Origin of the sequence: Synechococcus sp. N26 (genome assembly GCF_900473975.1) — a bacterium.
Classification (GTDB): Bacteria; Cyanobacteriota; Cyanobacteriia; order PCC-6307; family Cyanobiaceae; genus Parasynechococcus.
Genome location: NZ_UCNM01000012.1, coordinates 75,358 through 95,504, shown reverse-complemented (window position 1 = coordinate 95,504; position 20,147 = coordinate 75,358). Strand labels below are relative to the sequence as shown.

Here is a 20,147-nt window from a genome sequence, read left to right as displayed (position 1 = left end):
CAAAGGACTGTTATCGGGGATGAGGCCCGCTGCCGTCAAGCGGTCACACCGGACGGCAGCACACTCGCCTCGAGCATCTGCTTGAGGTCATCCCCCTCGATCACCTCTTTCTCGAGGATCTTCTGGGCGATCGTCTCGAGCAGCGCCATGTTCTCCCGCAGGATCGCGAGGGCGTCGTCGTGGGCCTGGTCCACCAGCCCGCGCACCTCCTTATCAATGGCCTGAGCCGTGGCATCACTCACCGAGCGGCGTGGGTTGTTGCCTCCACCAAGGAAACGGCCACCGCCCTGCTTGTCGTAGGCCAAGGGCCCCAGGGTGTCGCTCATGCCATAGGTGCCCACCATCTGCTCAGCCAGATCGGTGGCGCGCTGCAGATCGTTGGCAGCGCCCGTGGTGATCTTGCCGAAGACAATCTCTTCAGCTGAGCGACCACCGAGAAGCGTGGCGATCTGGCCCTGGAGTTCCTCCTTGGAATTGAGGAAGCGCTCTTCGGTGGGCAGCTGCAGGGTGTAGCCCAGGGCGCTCATGCCACGGGGCACGATCGAGATCTTGGCCACCTTGCTGCCGCCAGGCATGAGATGGCCCACGATCGCGTGGCCCACCTCGTGGTACGCCACCACCTTCTTTTCATCGTCCTGCAGGACGCGGCTCTTCTTCTCCAGACCAGCCACAACCCGCTCGATCGCTTCACCGAGGTCCTGCTGCTCAACGCTGGTGCGCTGGGCACGCGCTGCGAGCAGGGCAGCTTCATTCACCAGGTTGGCGAGATCAGCACCGGCAAAACCACTGGTGGCCTGAGCCACGCTGTCGAGGTCAACACCTGCAGCCAGCTTCACCTTCTTGGCGTAGATCTCGAGGATGGTCTTGCGGCCGGAGAGGTCCGGACGGTCCACCAGCACTTGCCGGTCGAAACGGCCGGGACGCAGCAGGGCTGCATCGAGCACCTCGGGCTGGTTGGTGGCCGCCAGAACGATCACCGGCTTGTCCTGGGCGGTGAAGCCATCCATCTCGGTGAGCAGCTGGTTGAGGGTCTGCTCCCGTTCGTCGTTGCCGCCGACGACACCCATCGAACCCGAACGGCTCTTGCCGATGGCGTCCAGTTCGTCGATGAAAATGATGCAGGGCGCTTTTTTCTTGGCTTCTTCAAACAGGTCGCGGACCCGGGCGGCACCAGCACCAACGAAGAGTTCCACGAACTCCGAGCCGGAAATGATGAAAAAGGGCACCTCGGCTTCGCCGGCCACGGCCTTGGACAGCAGGGTCTTACCGGTGCCGGGAGGTCCGACCAGCAGCACACCTTTAGGAATGCGCGCACCGATCTCGGCATAGCGCTCAGGGCGCTTGAGGAAGTCGACGATCTCGGTGAGTTCCTGCTTCGCCTCATCCACGCCCGCCACGTCGGCGAAGGTGATCCGCGACTCCTCATCGGGCACGTACACCTTGGCCTTGCTCTTGGTGAAGCTCAACGCCCCCTGAGCACCACCGCCCATCGAGCGGCGAGCAAAGAACTGCAGCACCAGGATGAAGATCAGGGGCGGCACCACCCAGCTGAGGATGGTGGTGAAGATGTTCGGCTTCTTTGGGGGAGCTGCCGCGAATTCAACGCCCTTGGTTTCGAGGCGTTGGGGCAGATCCATGTCGAAGATCGGCGTGGTGGCCAGCACGGGAGGCGTTCCCTCCTCGGGATCGCTCAGCTCGTAGCGAATCTGGTCTTGCGTGATGAAGGCCCGCTTCACCGCACCGTCATTCACCTGGTCGATGAACAGGGAGTAGGGCACCCGCGGCACCTGCTGCATGCCATTGCTGGGGAGGAAGCTGCTGGCCAGCAGCAACACCCCGAAGCCAATCAGCACCAGGTTGATGATCCCGAAGCGACGGTTCGGCTGGTTGTCGTCCTGGCGGATCGGCATGGATGGCCTGAGAGTTCCGACACGCTACGAGGGATCTCTGGCAATCAACGGGTGTGAGAACCGAACGGCGCCTAGCTTCTGCCCATGTGTGGTCGCTACTGCCTCGACACGCCTCGCGCGGAATTGCAGCAGCTGCTGCGCAGCTGGTTGCGGCCGGAGGACAGCGCCTGGCTGGAGCATTACGCCCCCCGCGAGCTGATCCGCCCCCATGAGCCGGTGCTGGCTGTGCGGCGTGAGCACGGTGAAGACCGTCTGTCCCACATGCTCTGGGGCCTCCTGCCGGGCTGGGTCAAGGACCCGCTGCAGGCGCCGCGACCGATCAATGCCCGCGCCGAAACCATCGCGGAGAAAGCCTCCTTTCGCGGGCCATGGCGTCATCACCGCTGCCTTCTGCCCAGCAGCGGCTTTTTTGAAAAGGGTCATCTGATCCAGCGCAAAGACCGGCAGCTGTTCTGGCTGGCCGGTGTCTGGGACCGCTGGATCGGCCCCGATGGCAGTGAAGTGGAGACCTGCTGCGTGATCACGACGCAGCCCAACAGCCTGGTAGCCCCATTGCACGATCGGATGCCGGTGATCATTCCCGAGGGATTAGAGAGCATCTGGCTGGAACCGGGTGATGGAGCTCACCGACGCGCCCTCGAGCCGATGCTCACGCCAGCGCCAGCGGAGCCATGGGACTGCAGAGCACTCAAGCCAGCGGCCCCCGCCAACAAGCACCAGCAGCTCTCCTTGCTCGATTGAGCAAGGCTTGACAGCCGCAGCTCACTGCCGAACCTGGGGGTAGCGACAGTGGCCAAGGTGCTGGTGGGATTGGTTCAGCGGCTCCTGCGGCGGGATGACACCCAGCGGAAGCTGCTGCTGCTCTGCACTGTGATTGCCACCGTGGGCTTCGCCTTTCCCCGCTTGGTGTGGGCGACCTACATCGGCTACAGCCTGATTGCCTTGCTGCTCACCCAGGTGATGGTGGGGAGCAGCAACGCTCCGAACTGGAGTGATGCGCTGTATCGGGGTCTTGGGCTGATGGCCGTGGTGACCAGTGGCTCTGGCTGCTTACGCCCCTGGAGCTGATCTACAGCGGCATGCCGCTGGCCCTGAGTTGGAGCGTGCTGGTGGGCTGGAGCGTGATCCGCCTGGTGACACGCTTCGCCAGCACCAAGCGCGTCACCGAAGCGCTGCTGATGGGTGCCACGGCCGGGTACCTGCACATCGGACTCGCCGCCGGCCTGGTGATGAGTGCTCTGGAAACCATCCAGCCGGGCAGCTTTCAACCCCTGGAGATGGCCAACGTCGGCGATTCGAGCGTCCTGGCCAGCGCCCGCCTTTTTTCGGCAATCAACTACTACACCTTCGTTTGCCTCACCACCGTCGGTTTTGGGGACATCAGCCCGATGCTCCCCCTGTCACGGATGGTGAGTGTGGCCACCAGCGTTGCCGGACCGCTCTACCTCGCTGCCGTGATGGGGGTGCTGATCGGCCGCTTCGCCAGCAGCCTCGATCGGCAAAGCCGGGAGCGCTGAGCTCAGCTGCCGCTGCGCCAACGCAGCAACCAGTCGTTGCCCATGGGCTCGCTCTGATGCCACTGCCCCTGCAGCACCTGATCCATGGCGCTGAAGTTCAGATCTCCAAGGGGAGTGCGGGCCGCCATGCCCCCCATCAACTTCGGAGCCACCACCGCTGCAATCTCCTGCACGCAGCCCTGCTGGATCGCCGCGGCCGCCAGCTCAGGGCCGCACTCCCAAAGCACCTGGTTGCAACCGCGTTCCGCCAGGGCCTCCATCAACTGCTGCGGTTCACAGGCCGAGAGCCCCAGTGTCTCAGGCCCGGATGGCAAACGCCGGAGGTCGGCATCGGGGCCATGGGCCACGAGGGTCGGCGCCACCGCGGTATCCCAGAGCTGGGCCTGATCCGGCAGATCCAAACTGCGGCTCAGCACCACCCGCAGCGGTTCCGGCGAACGCCGGCCCCTGCTGGTGAGCAGCGGATCATCGCCGCGCACCGTGCCACCCCCAACCACCACGGCATCCATGCCGCTGCGCAGTTGATGCACCCAATCGCGGGCGGGTGGGCCGCTGATCCATTGGCTGGCGCCATTGGGCAAAGCAGTGCGGCCATCCAGGCTCATGGCCCACTTCAGAACCCCGAACGGGCGGCCGGTGCGAACGCGGTGCAGAAAGGCCCGGTTCTGCTGGCGGGCCTCCTCGCGCAGCACACCACTGATCACCTCAAGCCCCGCCTGCCTCAGCTGACGGACGCCGCCCCCATCCACCCGGGGATCGGGATCCTCCAGGGCGATCACAACGCGGCGAATTCCCGCGCGCAGCACCGCCTCACTGCAGGGGGGCGTGCGGCCGTGGTGGCAGCAGGGTTCAAGGGTGACCACAAGGGTTCCGCCCCGGGCCGCATCCCCGGCCTGCCGCAAGGCTCCCACCTCGGCATGGGCATCTCCGGCCCGGGCATGAAAGCCTTCACCCGCAAGGCGCCCTTCGCGATCAAGAACCAGGGCCCCCACGAGGGGGTTGGGGCTGGTATGGCCTTCGGCAAGGGCGGCCAGGGCCAGGGCACGCCGCATCCAGAGCTCCCACATCAGCTGAGGGGCAGCTCCTGCAGGGAGCGCCATTCACCAACGACGTAGGGAGGGATCGGCAATTCGGTGAAGACACCCGGCAACGCCAGACGTAGCGGTCGGTTATTGCTGAGATCGTCCAGCAGAGGATCGAGGGCAAATTCAGCCGCTGCGTCGCGGCCATCGGTGGCCAGCACCGGGTTGGCCAGGGTGATGTCGTCCAGCTGCCATTCGCGGCGACCCGCCAACACCTGGAGGCTCACCGGATGATCGAGCCGCAGTTTCCCGGGATAGCCCACCACGCGCAGCACCACCGGCTGGCCCGGAGGGCCTTCGCGGTAGGCCACCGCCTGCCAGCTGTCGTAATCGAGGTCCCTGAGGCTCTCCAGCGAACGGACCATGGCGACGCCATCCTCGTTTTCGTGCTGATGAACCTGGGCCCATGCCAGACCTGGCGTGAGCAGCAGCAGCCCCAGAGCAGCCAACAAACAGCAGAGCAAACGGCGCATGGGCAGGAGGTGAGTGAGTGAATTCTCACAACAAACCTGCACAGAAGGCGATTCACGCCAACAATCAACCCCTGGAGGTTGCATTCCACTCTGCTCCGGGCCTCAGCAAGAGCCTGCAGGCGGTGGGCTTCGAGATGGATGTCGCCCAATTGAGCCGGGGCCGGCACAAAGGGAGCTTGCAGCTGGGTGGTTCACGGCAGCTGCCGGTTTTATCCATCCAGACCAATCAAGACCTGCTTCTTCAGGGCAACCGACGACCTGGGGGTGATGCCCCTCAGCTCCCCAGAGGTACAGCAGACCATCGGCGGCAACACCGTGCATGAGATTGCCTGCCATTACGGCTTCCAAAGCCGCAATCACTTCGCCAGGGATTTCCGCAACCAATTCAGTGAATCCCCCAGCGCCACGCTTCAACGGGTATCAGCTCCGGGGATGAGCGTCCAATCGGTCTCCGTGGCCCAGAGCCCCCAGATGGCCATGGCCCTGAGGTAGTGGCAGGCCCGGTAGGTGTTCACTGCGGTGATCGCCTCAGGGGTGCGGAACTGCAGACCACCGGAATACACCTGCTCAACAACCGCTGAGCAGATCGCTTGCGCCGTCTGCTTGTCTCCCATCAGGCGGTAGTAGCTGGCGATCCCAAAGTTGATCCCCGTCCACACCTCGAGGGGGTGGGTGCCATTGGGATCCAAAGGCGTGCCATCGCGGCGCAGACCATTGGCCACACCGAGGGAACCGCTATCGAAAGCCTCAAAGCAGGCCTCCTTCACGGCCTTCAAGGTGCTGCGGCTGTTGTTGTCACTCACCACCGGCGGCAGGCCCAGGAGCCGTGCGTAGAAATCGCCGCAGAGTTGATCGGCCATCACCACCGGCGTGCCGCTCTCGGCATCAATGTCGTAGTACTCGCCGTTCCAGAGCAGCTTGTCGAAATTGCCCCGGGATTGCTCCAGCCAACCGCTGAATTCACGTTGCTCAGCGGAGGTATCCAGCCCGGTGCTGAGTTGCAGCGTCTGGGCAATGGCCAGGGCTGCCTCAAGCGCAGCAATCCAGAGGGCACCGCAGTAGGCACTCACCCCTTTGAGGGGCCAGTCGTCGAAGGTCTGATCCGGAGCACCGCCGTTGTCGGGCAGGCCGTCGTTGTTCACGTCGAACGTTTTGAGGTAGCGCAGCGCCTCCACGGCCGCGGGCCAGCAATCGGCGAGGAAGCGGATGTCTTCACCACTGGGGGCGAGCTTGAAGGTGCGCCACACCTGCAGCACAAAATCACTGCCGAGGTCTTTCCAGAGGTTGCAGTCCTGATAAGCGGTGTAGTTGGTCGCATCCCAGGGGATCTCGTTGGGAGCCCCCAAGTCGTGGGGGGTGGCTCCTTTCACCTTGCGGTCAGCCTCCACCCGGCCCTTGCCCTGGGTGAAGTACCAACCGATCGGGCGCTGGGTGGCATCTGCGGCCGGAATCGCCCGGGCAAAGCTGCGCAGCACGGCCTTGTCAAGTTCCGGCCAGAGCTGCAGCAGGGCCAGGGATCCGTAGAGACGAACGTCAAGACTTTCGTACCAGGCGTAGTCGAGGCACTCGAGAACGCCGAAACGACCGTAGGGATCCTCCGGTGATGCCGCACTCCAGAGAGTGCCGCCACTGCAGAGGTCGTAAAGCTCATTGAACAGAGCCATCCGCAGCGGTTCCGGCAGGTCCTGGCGTTGCAGCACCGGCTGCTGCCAGTCCTCGATCTGCTGGCGCCAGCTGCGCCAGTCACGCAGCGCTTCAGCGGCAATGGCAACCGCCTGGTTGGCATCCGCAGCGAAGAAATCGGTGTAGCGGCGCAGCGCCTGGCTGCCGGTGGCAAAAGCCGTCACAGGCAGATCCCAGCTGATCACCAGCGGAATCTCAATGCTCTGCCCGGGGGCCAGCTGACACTGCACCGCCAGCGCCGCACTGAGGGGATCGCCGGAACCACTGCGTCGGTCGTTGTTGCTTTCAGGGATGGAACCATCAGCACTGAAGCTGTCCCACAGCTCACGTCCATCACCGCTGGGATTCCAGCGACTGCAGCGCTGGATCGTCACACCGGGCTGCTCGGCTGTGGCAATGCACCACTGGCCCTCTCCTTCGGCAACGGGATTAGAGACGTTTCCCTCCAGCACCACTCCCTTGAGGGAGCCATCGTCAATGCAACGGTTGCGCTGGCCGGTGGTGCTGCCGATGGCCGGGGCGTAGTTGTGCTCCGGGCTGCCGTCATCGCGGAAGTGAACCTCAGCCGAGGAATCGGTGTTGGTGAACCAGCCGGTGGTGTTGCGCCAACTCAGCAGCAACGACAAATCCAGAGGCTGATCCGTGGGATTGCGCAGCGTCCAGACGAACACCGCCACCGGGTAGCTGGTGCGCTGGTAATCACCCGGCAGGATGGGGCTGAAGGCCTCACAACGCACCTCGGCGTCATACACGCCCTCATAGCTGGTCCAGCTGAGGGGATAACGGGCGGAATAGGTGCCGGTGCTGCGATCCGACGTGCTGGCCGGGTACCACTCCCAGGCCTTTAGCGGCTGGCCAGCCGCCGGCCGCGAGGCATCCTGATCCGGCTGAACCGCCAGGGCGTGGGCGCGCTTGCCGCGGCCATTCCCTTCAAACAGAGCGAACTGACAATCGGGCAGCACCCCAAACCAGTGCTCGCCGCCATCGAGGTGCCAGAGGTTGATGTTGCCGTCGGGCGCCCGCCCGAAGCAGCCAGCTCCAAAGCCCCCCAGCGGCATGCCGTGGTTGGGGCCATCGTCGAGGTTGCTGTCATAGCGAACCGTGTAGGGCTTATCCCAGCCCAGGCCGAAGGGTCGGCTCCAGGAGGCCTCCGGTGGCTGCCAGCCCTTGGCGTGCTTGCCGCGACCCAGCAGGGAGTTCAGGGCGGACCAACCGAACGAAGCCATGCAGGGGCCGAGAGTCGCCCCAGATTGCCAGGTTTGACGCGATCAGCCAGCCGTTGCGATCAGCCTGCAGACATCAGCCTGCAGACAGTGGTGAGGGATTGTCTTCGGCATCCAGCAGGGCATCCAAGGTGACCGCCGTGCGGACCAAGGCTTGATAGCGATGCAGGCTGCGGCGGTTCTGATCCAGCCAACGGCCGGGGGCCGTCCCCTCCAGGTCGGGCTGATCGGGATCGAGCAGGGGCACATCGTCCTGCTGAGCAATCAAGGCAATCACAAGCTCGTGCAAGCGTTGGCGACGATCGTGGGCTGGGGTCATGCCTCCTCCATCAGGTCGTTCAGGCGCTGTTCCGCCGCCAAGGGCAGCGTCACCGGATCAGCGGTGTAACTGCAGGCCTGGGCAATCCGAGCCTGCAGCAGGGCCTGCGCCAGCGGCCATGGCCCCGCAAACCCTGACACCAGAATGACGGGATGATCGATGTGATCGGCACCGACGCCGGGGCGCCCGCCTCGTTGCCCGCTCCACAGCAGACGCTGCTGCGAGCAGCCGCCGTGATTGCAGCACCGCAGCGGTTGCAGGCTGCTCTGCAGGACTGGCTGGGGGAAGCCTTGCCGGAGCTGATCAGCAGCGATGACCCGCGGGCTCTGGTGGACAGCCTGCAATCAAGAGCTGCTGATCAAGCTGTGGTGGTGCTGGCCAGCGGCGATCCGCTCTGGTTCGGCCTTGGGCGCATCCTTTGCGACCGCATCGGGGCAGAGCGGCTGCGGTTTCATCCCGCCCCCACATCGCTGCAGCTGGCCTTCGCCCGCATTGGACGCCCCTGGCAGGACGCCGACTGGGTGAGCCTGCACGGGCGGGACCCCGAAATCCTGGCCAGCACCTTGCAGAAGCGACCGGCGGCCCTGGCGGTGCTGACGGACCCGAACCAGGGGGGCGCCAGCACCGTGCAACAGATGTTGCGCAGCAGCGGGCTGGAGGCCAGCACGGACCTGTGGCTCTGCGAAAACCTCGGCCACCCCGATGAACGGGTGCAGCTGATCGCCCCACACGCCTCGTTACCAACAGATCTGCAGCCGCTGCTGATTGCACTGCTGATCGCCCGCGAACCCGCCGCACCGGATCCGCATCAGCTGCCGTTGTTCGGGCTCGATGACGGGCTCTACCTGCAGCACAGCGATCACCCCGGATTGATGACCAAGCGGGAGGTGCGCATCCAACTGCTGGCCGAACTCGCCTTACCGCCACAGGGCGTGCTCTGGGATCTGGGGGCCGGCACCGGCAGCGTCGGTCTGGAAGCGCTGCGCTTGCGCCCAGGGCTGCAACTGCTGGCGGTGGAACGCCGCGCCGGTGGCGCGCAACTGATTCAACGCAATGCACAACGGCTCGGCGTCAGCCCTGCGGCGGTGCTGGAGGCCGACGCCAACACGGTGCTGAACGGCGAGCTCCCGAGCCAACTCAGCCAGCCCGACCGGGTTCTGCTCGGAGGCGGGGGCGCCCAACGGGAGCGCCTGCTGCAGGAGGTGCTGACGCGGCTGCGGTGTGGCGGTGTTGTGGTGATCCCCCTGGCGAGCATCGAGGCCTTGGCGAGCGTTCGGCCACTGCTCGAGAACGCTGGATTGGCCGTGCGCGTGCAGCAACTGCAGGCCTGGCGGGGACAACCGCTGGGGGATGGCACCCGCCTGGCTCCGATGAACCCCACCTTGATCGTGACGGGAAGGAAGCCGGCTCAAGCCGGCTTCACGGGGAAGACTTGAGCGGGGTGATCCGAACCGGATCGCCGATGCCAATTCCCAGCCGCTGCGCCTCACCGGCACCGATCTCAATCACCGCGCCAACGAAATCAGCCCGTCCATTTCCATCGGCATCGGCGGCGTAGGAGCGGCAGGGCAGGGCAGCACAGGTGGGAACGGCAGGCACCAGATCGAGCACCCGCCCATCGCGCACAAAAATCATGTCCAGTGGCGCAAGGGTGTTGAACATCCAGAAGCGCTGCGGCTGGGGGGTAGCAAAGGGAAACCACATCCCGCGCAAGGGCGGCAGAGCCGGCCTCTGCATCAAGCCCAGCCGCTGCTGCTCCGGACTGCGGGCCACCTCGAGATCAATGCAACGCTGCTGGGCCACGCACCAGCGGGCCTCAACCGGCAGCCATTGCGGCGGTGACTCAGGGGGCAGAGCATCCATGGCCGCTCAAGCCTCCGGCAACACCTGCCCGAGGCAATAGCCCCGGCCGCGCACGGTGTGCAGCAAACGGCGTTCTCCACCGGCCTCCAGCTTCTGGCGGAGATAGCGCACGTACACCTCCACAACATTGCTGCTGGAACGCTCCCCCTGCCACACCTCCTGAAGCAGCAGCTCGCGGCTCAACACCTGGCCGCGCCGCCGCAAGAGCACCTGCAACAGCATGAATTCCCGGGCCGTCAACGCCACCACACGGTCTCCCCGCCGCACCGTTCGGTTGGCGGGATCGACACTGAGATCGTCCAGCTCAAGCAGCGCCGGTCGCTGCCCCGAGCGCTGTTGAATCGTGCGGTGCAGGCGCAGACGCAACAACAGATCGCTGGGCCCGATCTCCGAGAGCCAGAAATCATCGGCACCACTTCCCAGGCAGGCGGCGCGAGCCTCAACGCTGTCGCGTTCCAGATCCAACAAGATCGGCATGGCCCCGAAACGGCTGCGCAGGTCTTGAATCAATGCGGCCTGATCGGCCGCCAGCACAGCGGCCACTGGAGATTCACCCGGTTCAGGGGCATGGGCCGAGGGCCCGGCACTGAGCAAGTCGAGGGTGGCGTAGCCCGATGCAGCCAGACGGGGCGCCAGCGACACCGCCGAAGGGCCTGCCAACAGCAACAGGGGATCAGCGTTCATTCTCGCTCGGGCTTGGCGATGTGGGGCAGGCCCCAACCCAATTTGTTGCGCAGCACCTGGAAGAACTCATGGTCGGCGAGACGCACAAAGCGCACCGGGTGATCGCTGCGGCGGATCAGCACCCGATCTTCCGGCCAGACGTAGCAACCGGCACTTCCGTCCACCACCATCATCAGCCGCTCCGGCGTGACTGGAAAAATCGTGACGGGTTCACAGTCGCTGAACACCAGGGCGCGGGAGGCCAGGGAATGGGGCGCGATCGGGGTGAGTTGCAGCACCGGACAATCCGGCGTGATCACCGGCCCACCGGAGCTGAGGGCGTAGGCCGTCGAACCCGTCGGCGTGGAGAGGATCACACCATCAGCGGCAATATCCACCGGGGCGTGGCGGCCGATGGCGATCTCGAAGTGGCACATGCTCGTGAGCGGCTCACGGTGCAGGGCCATCTCGTTGAGAGACAGCGCCTCCCAGCGGCGCTGATCACCCCGCATCACGCTCACCACGAGGTTGCTGCGTTCCTCGATCGTCCATTGCTGGGTGAGCACCACATCGAGGGCCCGGTCCAGATCATCGAGATAGGCCTCGGCCAGAAATCCCAGGTGGCCGGTGTTGATCGTGAGAATCGGAATCCCCACTGGGGCGGTCTGCCGCGCAGCGGAAAGCACCGTGCCGTCACCCCCCAGCACGATGGCCAACACCATCGATTGATCGAAGCCCTTGGGCACACAGGCGCTGTAGCCGCGCAGGCGCAGGTGCTGATCGGGGTTGGCAAAGCCCACCATGCCCCCGGAACTGCTGGCCCGCTCCACGGCATGGCCGGCAGCCTCCAGGCGCTGCTGAATCGTGTCCGCCGTCTGCACCGCCAGCGGCTTGCCGTCATTGACGATCAGTCCGATCCGGGGCACTGATCCACGACGGGTAGAGGTCAGCCTCAGCCTATGGGACGCGCAAGAACAGAACGCCGCTCAGTAACGAAGGTTCCCGATCAGAACTGCTCGAGGAAGCGCAGATCGCTGGTGTACAGCCGGCGGATGTCGTCAATGCCATGGCGCACCATGCAGAAGCGCTCCACCCCAAGGCCCGCGGCAAAACCGCTGTAGCGCTCCGGATCGAGGCCCAGCCCTTCCAGCACGGCGGGATCCACCATGCCGCAGCCCATCACCTCCAGCCAGCGGCCGCGCCACTGCACATCCACCTCGGCGGAGGGCTCGGTGAAGGGGAAATAACTGGCCCGGAAACGCACTGGCAGGTCACCGAAGAAGGCCTTGAGGAAGGCCATCACCGTGCCGCGCAGGTGGCTGAAATCGAGCCCTTCATCAATAGCCAGCACCTCCACCTGGTGGAACACCGGCGAGTGGGTGGCATCAACGGCATCACGGCGATACACCCGTCCGGGAGCCACGATCCGCACCGGCGGCGGGTTCTCTTCGAGGTGACGGATCTGCACCGGGGAGGTGTGGGTCCGCATCAGCAGATCACCACCTAGATAAAAGGTGTCCTGCATGTCCCGGGCTGGATGGTCCTCGGGGATGTTCAGCGCAGTGAAGTTGTAGTGGTCCCGTTCCACCTCAGGCCCCTCTGCCACGCTGTAGCCGAGGCCCAGGAACAGATCGACGATCTCTTCAGTGGTGGTGATCAGGGGATGGCGATGCCCCATCGGCACCCCGGAAGCCGGGGCGGTGACATCGAGGCTTTCCCTGGCGATGCGCTCCGCCATGGCCGCCTGCTTCACGGCCTGGAGCCGCTCTCCCAACAGCGACTGCACCTGCGTTTTCAGCACGTTGGCGCGCTGACCCACCAGGGGACGCTCCTCACCGGGCAACTTGCCCATCGCCCCGAGCACACCGGAGATGCGGCCCTTCTTGCCCAGCAGCCCGACCCTCAGTTGCTCCAGCGCAGCGGCATCGGCCGCCTCGGCGATCTCCGCCGCGGCCTGCTGCTCGAGGGCATCGAGTTGATCGGTGAGCTGCTGCAGGGTGACCGGTGCGCTCACAGGGATGGAACAGACAGCTGCTGACTGTAAGCAGCCGTGCCGCTTAGGTTCATCTCAGTGCGTATGACCCCATGGCCCCGCTGCGGATCCTGATCAGCAATGACGATGGGGTCTTCGCCGACGGCATCCGAACCCTGGCCGCCGCAGCGGCAGCCCGCGGCCATGAGGTGACGGTGGTCTGCCCGGATCAGGAACGGTCGGCCACAGGCCATGGCCTCACCCTGCAGACCCCCATCCGCGCCGAGCGGGCCGATGAACTGTTCGCCCCAGGGGTCACCGCCTGGGCCTGCAGTGGCACCCCCGCCGACTGCATGAAGCTGGCCTTGTTCGAACTGGTGAAGGAGAAGCCAGACCTGGTGCTCTCCGGCATCAATCACGGCCCCAACCTGGGAACAGATGTGTTCTGCTCCGGCACCGTTGCCGCAGCGATGGAAGGCACCCTTGAGGGCATTCGTTCCCTGGCGGTGAGCAGCGCCTGCTTCCAGTGGCGTCAGTTTCAGGCGGCCGCCGACCTTGCCCTTGAGGTGAGTGAACAGGCCATCGCCGACCAGTGGCCCGACAACCTGCTGCTCAACCTCAACATCCCCCCCTGTGCCCGGGAGGAGATGGGAGCACTGCGCTGGACCCGTCTCTCGATCCGGCGCTACGACGAGCAATTCAGCCGTCGGCAAGACCCCCGTGGCCGCGCCTACTACTGGCTGGCCGGAGAAGCCGTGCAGGATCTGGAATCAGCCGGAGAAGGCCCAAGGGATTGGCCTAGTGATGTGGCTCAGATCCACGCCAATTCCCCCTCACTCACACCGATCCAGCCCGACCTGTTCTGGCGGGGCCCCCTCAGCGGACTGCCGCAGCTCAAGCTCAAGGATCAACTGGTGCGGTAAACCCGCTGCAGCAACCAAAGGGAGAACAACACCCCGATCAGGTGGGCGAACAGCACCTGGGTGTTGCTGAGCACAGACAGCATTTCCAGGGAGGTGATCGCCAGGTTGTCGGCCATGCCGCGGCCGCCGATGGCAATTCCGGGTGTCTGCATTGAGGCCTGCACGAACAGGCTGCCAGCGAGGGCCTGATAGCCGATGGTGGCGAAGGTGAGACCCAGAAGATCCGCCAACAGCCCCCGTTTGATCAGCCGCGCCACCTCGCCCCGACTGGGACGAGCCGCGCTGTCGATGGCCCGACCGGTCCGAACGATCAGCCAGCCCTGCCAGAGGCTGAACAGCAGCACGAGGAAGGCCAGGGATGTGAGCGAAAGGCCAGGCCCCAGACCCACGGCACGTTCGGAATTGCGGGCCAGGCTGCCGCCGATGTTGTTGAACAGCAGAACGCCCACCACAACGATGCCAAGGACCACCTGGATCCAGAACCGGATCCATCCCATCCGACGCACGCCGAACGACAACTTCTGGAAATCGAGGCGGTCTGGCATGCCCTGGTGCTCGGTCGTTCAAACTTGCCACCAAAGCGCCCCTTCTGCACCTCTTTGATTCCGCTCTGCTCTCCAGAGGAAGCCCGTCGGCCCACTGCCCTGGCGCTGGGGAGTTTCGATGGCCTGCATGCCGGCCATCGCCGCGTGATCGCCGAGGCCATCCAGGACAGCCCGGACGATGCCGTTGCCTCAGTGGTGAGCTTCTGGCCGCATCCCCGTGAGGTGCTATTCGGGGAGGCACGCCTGAGGCTGGATCTACCCAGCGAAAAACTCGCTCTGCTCGAACCCTTGGGGATCCAGCAGCTCGTGCTGGTGCCCTTCACCCGCGAGCTGGCTCAACTGAGTGCGGAGGACTTCGTCACCAGCGTGCTGCTGAACACACTTCAGGCCCGGCGCATTGCCGTGGGCACCAACTTCCGCTTCGGTCATCAGCGGCGCGGTGACGCCGAAATGCTGGAACGGCTGGCGGCTCGCAGCGGCGTTGAGGTGAAGGTGGTGCCGATCGTTGAAGACCAAGAGGGCCGGATGAGCAGCAGCCGCATCCGCGCGGCCCTCGACCAGGCCGACCTCACCACCGCCAAAGCCTTGCTGGGCCGGGCCTACCGCTTTCAGGGACGGGTGGTGCGGGGCCGAGGCCTGGGACGTGAACTGGGCTGGCCCACCGCCAATCTCCAGGTAGATGGCCGTAAGGCCTTGCCAGGGCTTGGCGTCTACGCCGCCTGGGCCCAGCTGGATGGGGATGGCGATCGGCTGCCAGCCGTGATGAACCTCGGGCCCCAACCCACGATCGATCCCACGTCCCCTTCAGCCGTGGAGGTGCACCTTCTGGATCAGAGCCTGGAACTGGAAGACCGGCAGCTGGGCGTCGAGCCGGTGCAGCGCTTACGCGGCCAGACCAAATTCAGCGGCCTCGAGGAGCTCAGCAGCCAGATCGGCCGCGACGCAGCCCAGGCCCGCGCGATCCTTCAGACCGGTTCTCAGGCCACGGTCGGATAGGCATTCACCAGCCCCCAGACGATGAACACGCCGATGCCGCCGAGAAGGACGATTCCCCAGACCAGAACGTGCATGGTGCTCTCAGAACCACCGTTCTCCATGACCGACGCCGAAACCGTTGCCCACAGGGTGCCATGAATCCAACCCCAAGCGATGCAACCCTTGATCCACGGGTGGCACGCCTGATCGACGCCAACCTCGACCGTGCCCGGGAAGGCCTGAGGGTGGTTGAGGACTGGTGCCGCTTCGGGCTGGAGCAACAGGATCTGGTGGTGCGCCTCAAGGACTGGCGTCAACGCCTGGGTCGACTCCATCACGACAGCTACAAGCAGGCCCGCTCCACCAGCACCGACACCGGCGCCGGACTGGAGCATCCGGCCCAACTCGATCGCCACAGCCCCGACCACGTGGTGGCGGCCAACTGCGCCCGGGTGCAGGAGGCTTTGCGAGTGCTGGAGGAGTACGGCCGCACCATTGATCCTGCGCTGGCCGCTGAAGCGGCAGCGATCCGCTACGGGCTTTACGACCTGGAGGTGACCTGCCTCAACGCCACCCTGGGAGCACGGCGACGCAACAAACTCAAGGACGCTCGTCTCTGCCTGATCACGACCCCCGGCGATGACCTGACCGATCGGGTGGAGGCCGCCCTGCGGAACGGCGTGGGGATGGTGCAGTACCGCTGCAAAGCGGGGAACGACCGCGAACGCCTGCGGGAAGCTCAGCAGCTCAGGCAGCTCTGCAACCGCTTCGGGGCGCTGTTGTTCATCAATGACCGTGTGGACCTGGCCCTGGCGGTGGATGCGGATGGGGTGCACCTGGGCCAGGACGACATGCCCAGCGAGGTGGCCCGCGATCTGTTGGGCGTTGATCGTCTGCTGGGCCGCAGCACCCACAGCATCGATCAGGTTCATCAGGCTCAGCAGGAGCCAATCGACTATCTCGGATTTGGCCCGATCCATTGCACGGCCGTCAAACCCGAGCGGAAGCCTGTTGGTGTGGAGCTCCTGGCGCAGGCCACTGCGATCAGCCAACGCCCCGTCTTCGCCATCGGTGGAATCACCTCGGCCAACCTGCCGGCACTGCTCACGGCAGGTGGCCAGCGCGCGGCCGTGATCGGCGCGATCATGCACGCAGATGACAGCGGTCTGGCCTCGCGGCAACTGCTCCAGCAGCTGGACCACGCCATGTTCTGAGCCATGCCTCTCACCCTGATGGTCAACGGTGAAACCCGCGTGCTGGATCCAGCACCGGATCCCGCCAGCCTGGCGGCGGTTGTTGCCTTGCTGGCCAACAACCCCCAGCTGGTGGTGGCCGAGCACAACGGTGTGATCGCACCCCGCAGCCGCTGGGACAGCATCGTGGTGAAGGATGACGACACCCTTGAGATCGTCACCATCGTTGGTGGTGGTTCCTAGAGTCGCCGGATCAATGCTGTGGGCGCTGCTGTGGCCACTCCCCGACTGTTGACACGATCCCGACGACTGCTCGCATCACTGCTGTTGCCGCTGGTGATTGTGGGGCTCTGCCTGTTCCAGGCACAGCCAGCTGATGCCGCCCGCGGTGGGCGCATGGGAGGGGGCAGTTTCCGCGCTCCTTCGATGCCGCGATCCGGTGGGAGTTACCGGGGTGGCAGCTACGGCGGTGGCTACCGCATGGGTGGTTACCGCGGCGGTGGGATGGGCTTCCCCTTCCTCATCCCCATCTTCGGCTTCGGTGGGGGCGGACTGTTTGGTCTGCTGATCCTGATGGCGGTAGCAGGCGTGCTGGTGAACGCCCTTCGAGGCGTTGGCAATGCCCCCTCGATCGGTGGTGCTGCTGCAGCGCCGGCCATGCCGCGCAACGTGAACATGATTCAGGTGCAGGTGGGCCTGCTGGCCAGTGCCAAATCCCTGCAGGAGGATCTGCGATCCTTGGCCGCCTCTTCAGACACCAGCAGTTCCGCCGGTCTGCAAAGACTGCTGCAGGAGACAACCCTGGCCCTGCTGCGCCAACCGGACCTCTGGGTTTACGCCAATGCCGAGAGCGGCAGTGTTCCCTTCAGTTCAGCTGAATCGACGTTCAATCGCCTCTCGATGAACGAGCGCAGCAAGCTGGACGCTGAGCTCACCAGCAACGTCGGCGGACAGCGGACCACGGACACGAGCAACAGCTCTGGAGACGCGGATGCCACCAACGAATTCATCGTTGTGACCTTGCTGGTGGCCTCCACGGCATCGGCCAAGCTCGCCGGAGCCGACACTGGAGAAGATCTGCGCCAGACCCTTCGCATTCTTGGTTCCACAGCCTCCAGTGAACTCATGGCCCTGGAAGTGATCTGGCAACCGGAAGGCCGCGGAGATGTGCTGAGCGCCAACGACCTGGTGACGGCTTACCCCAACCTCCAACACCTCTGAGACGCCAGAGCCATTCATGACTCATCTACAGGTTTTCTGAGTATTTTTCCCCAGCGATCAGGCCTAGCCTGGCTTGATTAGATTGCGCACCTACAGCGTTGGCTCCCGACCCCCGCTCCATGCAATGGCAACAGGACGGTGAGCTGGCGCGGGCTGATCTGGAAGCTCTTGTGCATGCGCTTCAGCAGGTGGAGTGCGATCACAACAGCGCTGAGCTGCAGCGTCTCGGCCAGATCGATCCTTCCGCTGCGGCTTGAAGCCTCAGCTTGAAGCGTCCGGGGCACAGCCCCTGAGCATCCGCAATGCAGCCATGGCTGCGCCGTAGCCGTTGTCGATATTCACCACCGTCAAGCCTGGGGCACAGCTGGCGAGCATGCCTTCCAAAGCGGTTCGTCCCCCTGCACTGATTCCATAGCCAACCGAAACCGGGACGCCGATCACCGGTTGCGGCACCAGACCAGCCAGCACCGTCGGCAACGCACCCTCCATTCCCGCGCAGGCGATCAGGATCCGCGCCGTGGCCAGACGTGGCAGTTGATCCAACAAGCGGTGCAATCCAGCCACCCCCACATCCATCACAAGATCCACGCCGATGCCGTGGCAACGCAGGGCCAAGCTGACCTCCGCCACCACCGTGCGATCACTGCTGCCTCCGCTGAGCACCGCCACCGCAGCAGGTGACGCAGGCACAGGAGGCAATGCACCCAGGGTGAGGCAGCGAGCGTCGGCATGCAGCTCCACCGCTGGCAACGCCTCACACACCCGTGCCGCCTTTTCGGGATCCACCCGGGTCACCAAACCCAGTTCTCCTGCAGCGGTAAAGCTTTCAAGGATGGCGATGATCTGATCGGCTGTCTTGTGTTCCCCCCACACGGCCTCGACCATGCCCAAGCGCTGACGGCGCCGCAGATCGAGGCGAGCATCCGGGGTGGTCACTGCGGCAACAGTTCCCCTTCAAACACCAGCGGGAATGGGTTGCCCTGGCGCTGTCCTGTTTGCTCGCGGGCCAAGGTCTCGAAGCGCTCCTGAACCGTCTCTACCTCAGCCATGGAGATCGATTTCCATGCCTTACGACTGCTCCAACGAATCAGCAGCGTTCCCTCTTCGGTGGCCGGATCCCAGAACAGATCACGGCCCAGAAAACCCGGCTGTTGCTTCAGCCAAGGCTCCCAGCTGCCGCGTTCCGCCGCCATCCACTGCTCACGGCTCTCCCGGGGGACCTGCAGCCGCAGGTGCTCCACCACAGCCACCACGTCACCACGTGTCGGGTCGGACTCTGCTCGCAACTCTGTCTCCGAAAGCCCGCCCAACAACAGAACCAACGCCAAACAAGGTGCAATGACCCTAAGCAGAACAGACCTGAGGCGATGCACGGTTCAGCTCCGCTGCAGCAGGGCCACAGCCTGGCAACTGATGCCCTCTTCCCGTCCCTCCGGACCCAAGCCTTCATTGGTGGTGGCCTTCACACCCACGGCATCGGGGGCGATGCCGATCGCAGACGCCATCCGGCTGCTCATCTTGGTGATGTGCGGCTTGAGCTTGGGGCGCTCAGCGATCACCACCGCATCGATGTTCACCACCGACCAGCCTCGCTCCTTCACCAGCTTGACCACCTGATCCAGCAGCTTCAAGCTGTCGGCCCCTTTCCATTGGGGATCGGTGGGGGGGAAATACTTGCCGATGTCACCGAGGGCGAGGGCCCCGAGCAGAGCATCCATCACCGCATGCACCAGCACATCGGCATCGCTGTGGCCATCCAGGCCAAGACCATCGGGATGGTCCAGGGTCACACCCCCGAGGATGAGGGCCCGTCCGGGCACCAGCCGATGGATGTCGTATCCGTTGCCGATGCGCAGCTGCATGCCGGGATCTGAAGGGTCATCCATTGTCGCGGTCTGCCAGCGGACAAACAGATCGGGCCGCCGCTCGCGGGTGCGCTGCTCCCGCTGCTCCTGGCGCCACCGGGCGATGGCACCGTGGTCGCCACTGCGCAGCACATCCGGAACGGTCATGCCGCGGAAGTCGGCGGGGCGGGTGTAATGCGGGTGTTCCAGGAGGAGTGCACTGTGGCTTTCCTCCACCAGGGAATCGGCGGTCCCCACCGTGCCGGGCAGCAGGCGTACAACACCGTTGATCACCGTCATCGCCGGCAGCTCACCACCGGTGAGGACGAAATCACCCATCGACACCTCCTCATCGGCCAAGCCGCGAATCCGCTCGTCGAAGCCCTCATAGTGACCGCAGAGGAAAACCAGTTGATCGTGGTCAATGGACCAACGCTGCAGATCCGCCTGCTGCAGGGGACGCCCCTGCGGTGACATCAACAGCACCCGGCTGCGGGGACTGCGGGGAATCGCCTCCATCGCGGCGAACACCGGCTCGGGCTTGAGCACCATGCCGGCACCGCCCCCGTAAGGCTCGTCGTCCACCTTGCGATGGCGATCCGTGGCGAAGTCCCTGGGGTTATGCAGATGCAACTCGGCAATGCCCGCGTTGAAGGCACGACCGATCACCCCCAGCTCCAGCAGAGGAGCAAACGCCTGCGGCGCCAGGCTCACCACATCAAGGCGGTAGGGGGCCATGCC

General features: G+C 64.9%; 25 protein-coding genes. 11 read left to right on the top strand and 14 right to left on the bottom strand.

Annotation, left to right across the window (positions count from 1 at the left end; translation table 11 throughout):
* Positions 1-35 precede the first annotated feature (35 nt).
* A complete protein-coding gene (gene ftsH, locus DXY33_RS11685; protein WP_006851758.1) occupies positions 36-1,910 on the bottom strand; it encodes an ATP-dependent zinc metalloprotease FtsH in 1,875 nt (624 codons plus the stop codon).
* Positions 1,911-1,994: 84 nt separating this feature from the next.
* Between ftsH and DXY33_RS11680 the strand changes: the two genes are divergently transcribed.
* The 3 genes from DXY33_RS11680 to DXY33_RS12955 are packed head-to-tail and all read left to right on the top strand — an operon-like array spanning position 1,995 to position 3,427.
* A complete protein-coding gene (locus DXY33_RS11680; protein WP_115133020.1) occupies positions 1,995-2,651 on the top strand; it encodes an SOS response-associated peptidase in 657 nt (218 codons plus the stop codon).
* A gap of 48 nt (positions 2,652-2,699) precedes the next feature.
* Positions 2,700-2,978, top strand: coding sequence for a hypothetical protein (locus tag DXY33_RS12960; protein ID WP_371634842.1), 279 nt, complete (start codon positions 2,700-2,702; stop codon positions 2,976-2,978).
* 11 nt (positions 2,979-2,989) lie between these two features.
* Positions 2,990-3,427 (top strand): potassium channel family protein, encoded by a 438-nt coding sequence (locus DXY33_RS12955; protein WP_371634840.1) that lies wholly within the window; start codon positions 2,990-2,992, stop codon positions 3,425-3,427.
* Between the two features lie 2 nt (positions 3,428-3,429).
* Here the strand turns inward: DXY33_RS12955 and ribD are convergent, their stop codons facing one another.
* The gene (gene ribD / locus DXY33_RS11670; protein WP_115133019.1) at positions 3,430-4,494 is read right to left on the bottom strand and encodes a bifunctional diaminohydroxyphosphoribosylaminopyrimidine deaminase/5-amino-6-(5-phosphoribosylamino)uracil reductase RibD; all 1,065 of its coding nucleotides are present in this window, start codon (positions 4,492-4,494) and stop codon (positions 3,430-3,432) included.
* Positions 4,494-4,982 (bottom strand): DUF3122 domain-containing protein, encoded by a 489-nt coding sequence (locus DXY33_RS11665; protein WP_115133018.1) that lies wholly within the window; start codon positions 4,980-4,982, stop codon positions 4,494-4,496. The genes ribD and DXY33_RS11665 overlap by 1 nt, the downstream gene beginning before the upstream one ends.
* A 267-nt stretch (positions 4,983-5,249) precedes the next feature.
* Here DXY33_RS11665 and DXY33_RS11660 point away from each other — a divergent pair, with 267 nt between their 5' ends.
* Positions 5,250-5,474 carry a helix-turn-helix domain-containing protein gene (locus DXY33_RS11660; RefSeq protein WP_115133052.1) on the top strand — a complete coding sequence of 75 codons (225 nt, stop codon included), beginning with the start codon at positions 5,250-5,252 and terminating at the stop codon, positions 5,472-5,474.
* Here DXY33_RS11660 and DXY33_RS11655 read toward each other — a convergent pair.
* The 3 genes from DXY33_RS11655 to DXY33_RS12575 form a co-directional block, all read right to left on the bottom strand.
* Entirely contained in the window at positions 5,393-7,891 is a 2,499-nt protein-coding gene (locus tag DXY33_RS11655; protein WP_115133017.1) for a GH116 family glycosyl hydrolase, read from the bottom strand. The two genes, DXY33_RS11660 and DXY33_RS11655, sit on opposite strands and share 82 nt — an antisense overlap.
* A gap of 73 nt (positions 7,892-7,964) precedes the next feature.
* Entirely contained in the window at positions 7,965-8,207 is a 243-nt protein-coding gene (locus tag DXY33_RS11650) for a hypothetical protein (protein ID WP_115133016.1), read from the bottom strand.
* The gene (locus tag DXY33_RS12575) at positions 8,204-8,347 is read right to left on the bottom strand and encodes a hypothetical protein (protein ID WP_170951054.1); all 144 of its coding nucleotides are present in this window, start codon (positions 8,345-8,347) and stop codon (positions 8,204-8,206) included. Before DXY33_RS12575 ends, DXY33_RS11650 begins: the two co-directional genes overlap by 4 nt.
* 12 nt (positions 8,348-8,359) lie before the next feature.
* On the opposite strand from DXY33_RS12575, the gene cbiE reads away from it, so the two are divergent.
* Positions 8,360-9,643 carry a precorrin-6y C5,15-methyltransferase (decarboxylating) subunit CbiE gene (cbiE, locus tag DXY33_RS11645; RefSeq protein WP_115133015.1) on the top strand — a complete coding sequence of 428 codons (1,284 nt, stop codon included), beginning with the start codon at positions 8,360-8,362 and terminating at the stop codon, positions 9,641-9,643.
* Here the strand turns inward: cbiE and DXY33_RS11640 are convergent.
* From DXY33_RS11640 to pheS, 4 genes are all read right to left on the bottom strand, one after another.
* Positions 9,627-10,070 (bottom strand): DUF192 domain-containing protein, encoded by a 444-nt coding sequence (locus DXY33_RS11640; protein WP_115133014.1) that lies wholly within the window; start codon positions 10,068-10,070, stop codon positions 9,627-9,629. The genes cbiE and DXY33_RS11640 overlap by 17 nt on opposite strands.
* Positions 10,071-10,076: 6 nt before the next feature.
* On the bottom strand, positions 10,077-10,754 hold the full coding sequence (locus DXY33_RS11635) for a winged helix-turn-helix domain-containing protein (RefSeq protein ID WP_115133013.1): 678 nt from the start codon (positions 10,752-10,754) through the stop codon (positions 10,077-10,079).
* Positions 10,751-11,659 (bottom strand): NAD(+) kinase, encoded by a 909-nt coding sequence (locus DXY33_RS11630; protein ID WP_115133012.1) that lies wholly within the window; start codon positions 11,657-11,659, stop codon positions 10,751-10,753. The genes DXY33_RS11635 and DXY33_RS11630 overlap by 4 nt, the downstream gene beginning before the upstream one ends.
* A gap of 80 nt (positions 11,660-11,739) precedes the next feature.
* Positions 11,740-12,747: a phenylalanine--tRNA ligase subunit alpha gene (pheS, locus tag DXY33_RS11625; RefSeq protein WP_115081995.1), complete on the bottom strand. Its 1,008-nt coding sequence runs from the start codon at positions 12,745-12,747 to the stop codon at positions 11,740-11,742.
* A gap of 71 nt (positions 12,748-12,818) precedes the next feature.
* Here pheS and surE point away from each other — a divergent pair, with 71 nt between their 5' ends.
* Positions 12,819-13,628 (top strand): 5'/3'-nucleotidase SurE, encoded by an 810-nt coding sequence (gene surE / locus DXY33_RS11620; RefSeq protein ID WP_115133011.1) that lies wholly within the window; start codon positions 12,819-12,821, stop codon positions 13,626-13,628.
* Here surE and DXY33_RS11615 read toward each other — a convergent pair.
* Positions 13,613-14,173: a DUF3611 family protein gene (locus DXY33_RS11615; protein WP_006849623.1), complete on the bottom strand. Its 561-nt coding sequence runs from the start codon at positions 14,171-14,173 to the stop codon at positions 13,613-13,615. The genes surE and DXY33_RS11615 overlap by 16 nt on opposite strands.
* A 54-nt stretch (positions 14,174-14,227) precedes the next feature.
* Between DXY33_RS11615 and DXY33_RS11610 the strand changes: the two genes are divergently transcribed.
* From DXY33_RS11610 to DXY33_RS12570, 5 genes are all read left to right on the top strand, one after another.
* Positions 14,228-15,169, top strand: coding sequence for a bifunctional riboflavin kinase/FAD synthetase (locus tag DXY33_RS11610; RefSeq protein ID WP_115133010.1), 942 nt, complete (start codon positions 14,228-14,230; stop codon positions 15,167-15,169).
* Between the two features lie 134 nt (positions 15,170-15,303).
* On the top strand, positions 15,304-16,362 hold the full coding sequence (locus DXY33_RS11605) for a thiamine phosphate synthase (RefSeq protein ID WP_115133009.1): 1,059 nt from the start codon (positions 15,304-15,306) through the stop codon (positions 16,360-16,362).
* A gap of 3 nt (positions 16,363-16,365) precedes the next feature.
* A complete protein-coding gene (gene thiS, locus DXY33_RS11600; RefSeq protein ID WP_114988409.1) occupies positions 16,366-16,584 on the top strand; it encodes a sulfur carrier protein ThiS in 219 nt (72 codons plus the stop codon).
* Positions 16,585-16,602: 18 nt separating this feature from the next.
* Complete coding sequence (locus tag DXY33_RS11595; RefSeq protein WP_115133008.1) at positions 16,603-17,562, top strand: DUF1517 domain-containing protein; 960 nt, start codon at positions 16,603-16,605, stop codon at positions 17,560-17,562.
* A gap of 98 nt (positions 17,563-17,660) precedes the next feature.
* On the top strand, positions 17,661-17,819 hold the full coding sequence (locus DXY33_RS12570) for a hypothetical protein (protein WP_170951044.1): 159 nt from the start codon (positions 17,661-17,663) through the stop codon (positions 17,817-17,819).
* A gap of 4 nt (positions 17,820-17,823) precedes the next feature.
* On the opposite strand, the gene larB is transcribed toward DXY33_RS12570, so the two are convergent.
* The 3 genes from larB to trmD are packed head-to-tail and all read right to left on the bottom strand — an operon-like array spanning position 17,824 to position 20,144.
* Complete coding sequence (gene larB, locus DXY33_RS11590) at positions 17,824-18,498, bottom strand: nickel pincer cofactor biosynthesis protein LarB (protein WP_115133007.1); 675 nt, start codon at positions 18,496-18,498, stop codon at positions 17,824-17,826.
* Positions 18,495-18,878, bottom strand: a complete 384-nt coding sequence (locus DXY33_RS11585) for a TIGR03792 family protein (RefSeq protein ID WP_371634851.1) — start codon at positions 18,876-18,878, stop codon at positions 18,495-18,497. Before DXY33_RS11585 ends, larB begins: the two co-directional genes overlap by 4 nt.
* A 60-nt stretch (positions 18,879-18,938) precedes the next feature.
* Complete coding sequence (trmD, locus tag DXY33_RS11580; protein WP_115133005.1) at positions 18,939-20,144, bottom strand: tRNA (guanosine(37)-N1)-methyltransferase TrmD; 1,206 nt, start codon at positions 20,142-20,144, stop codon at positions 18,939-18,941.
* Positions 20,145-20,147: the final 3 nt, after the last annotated feature.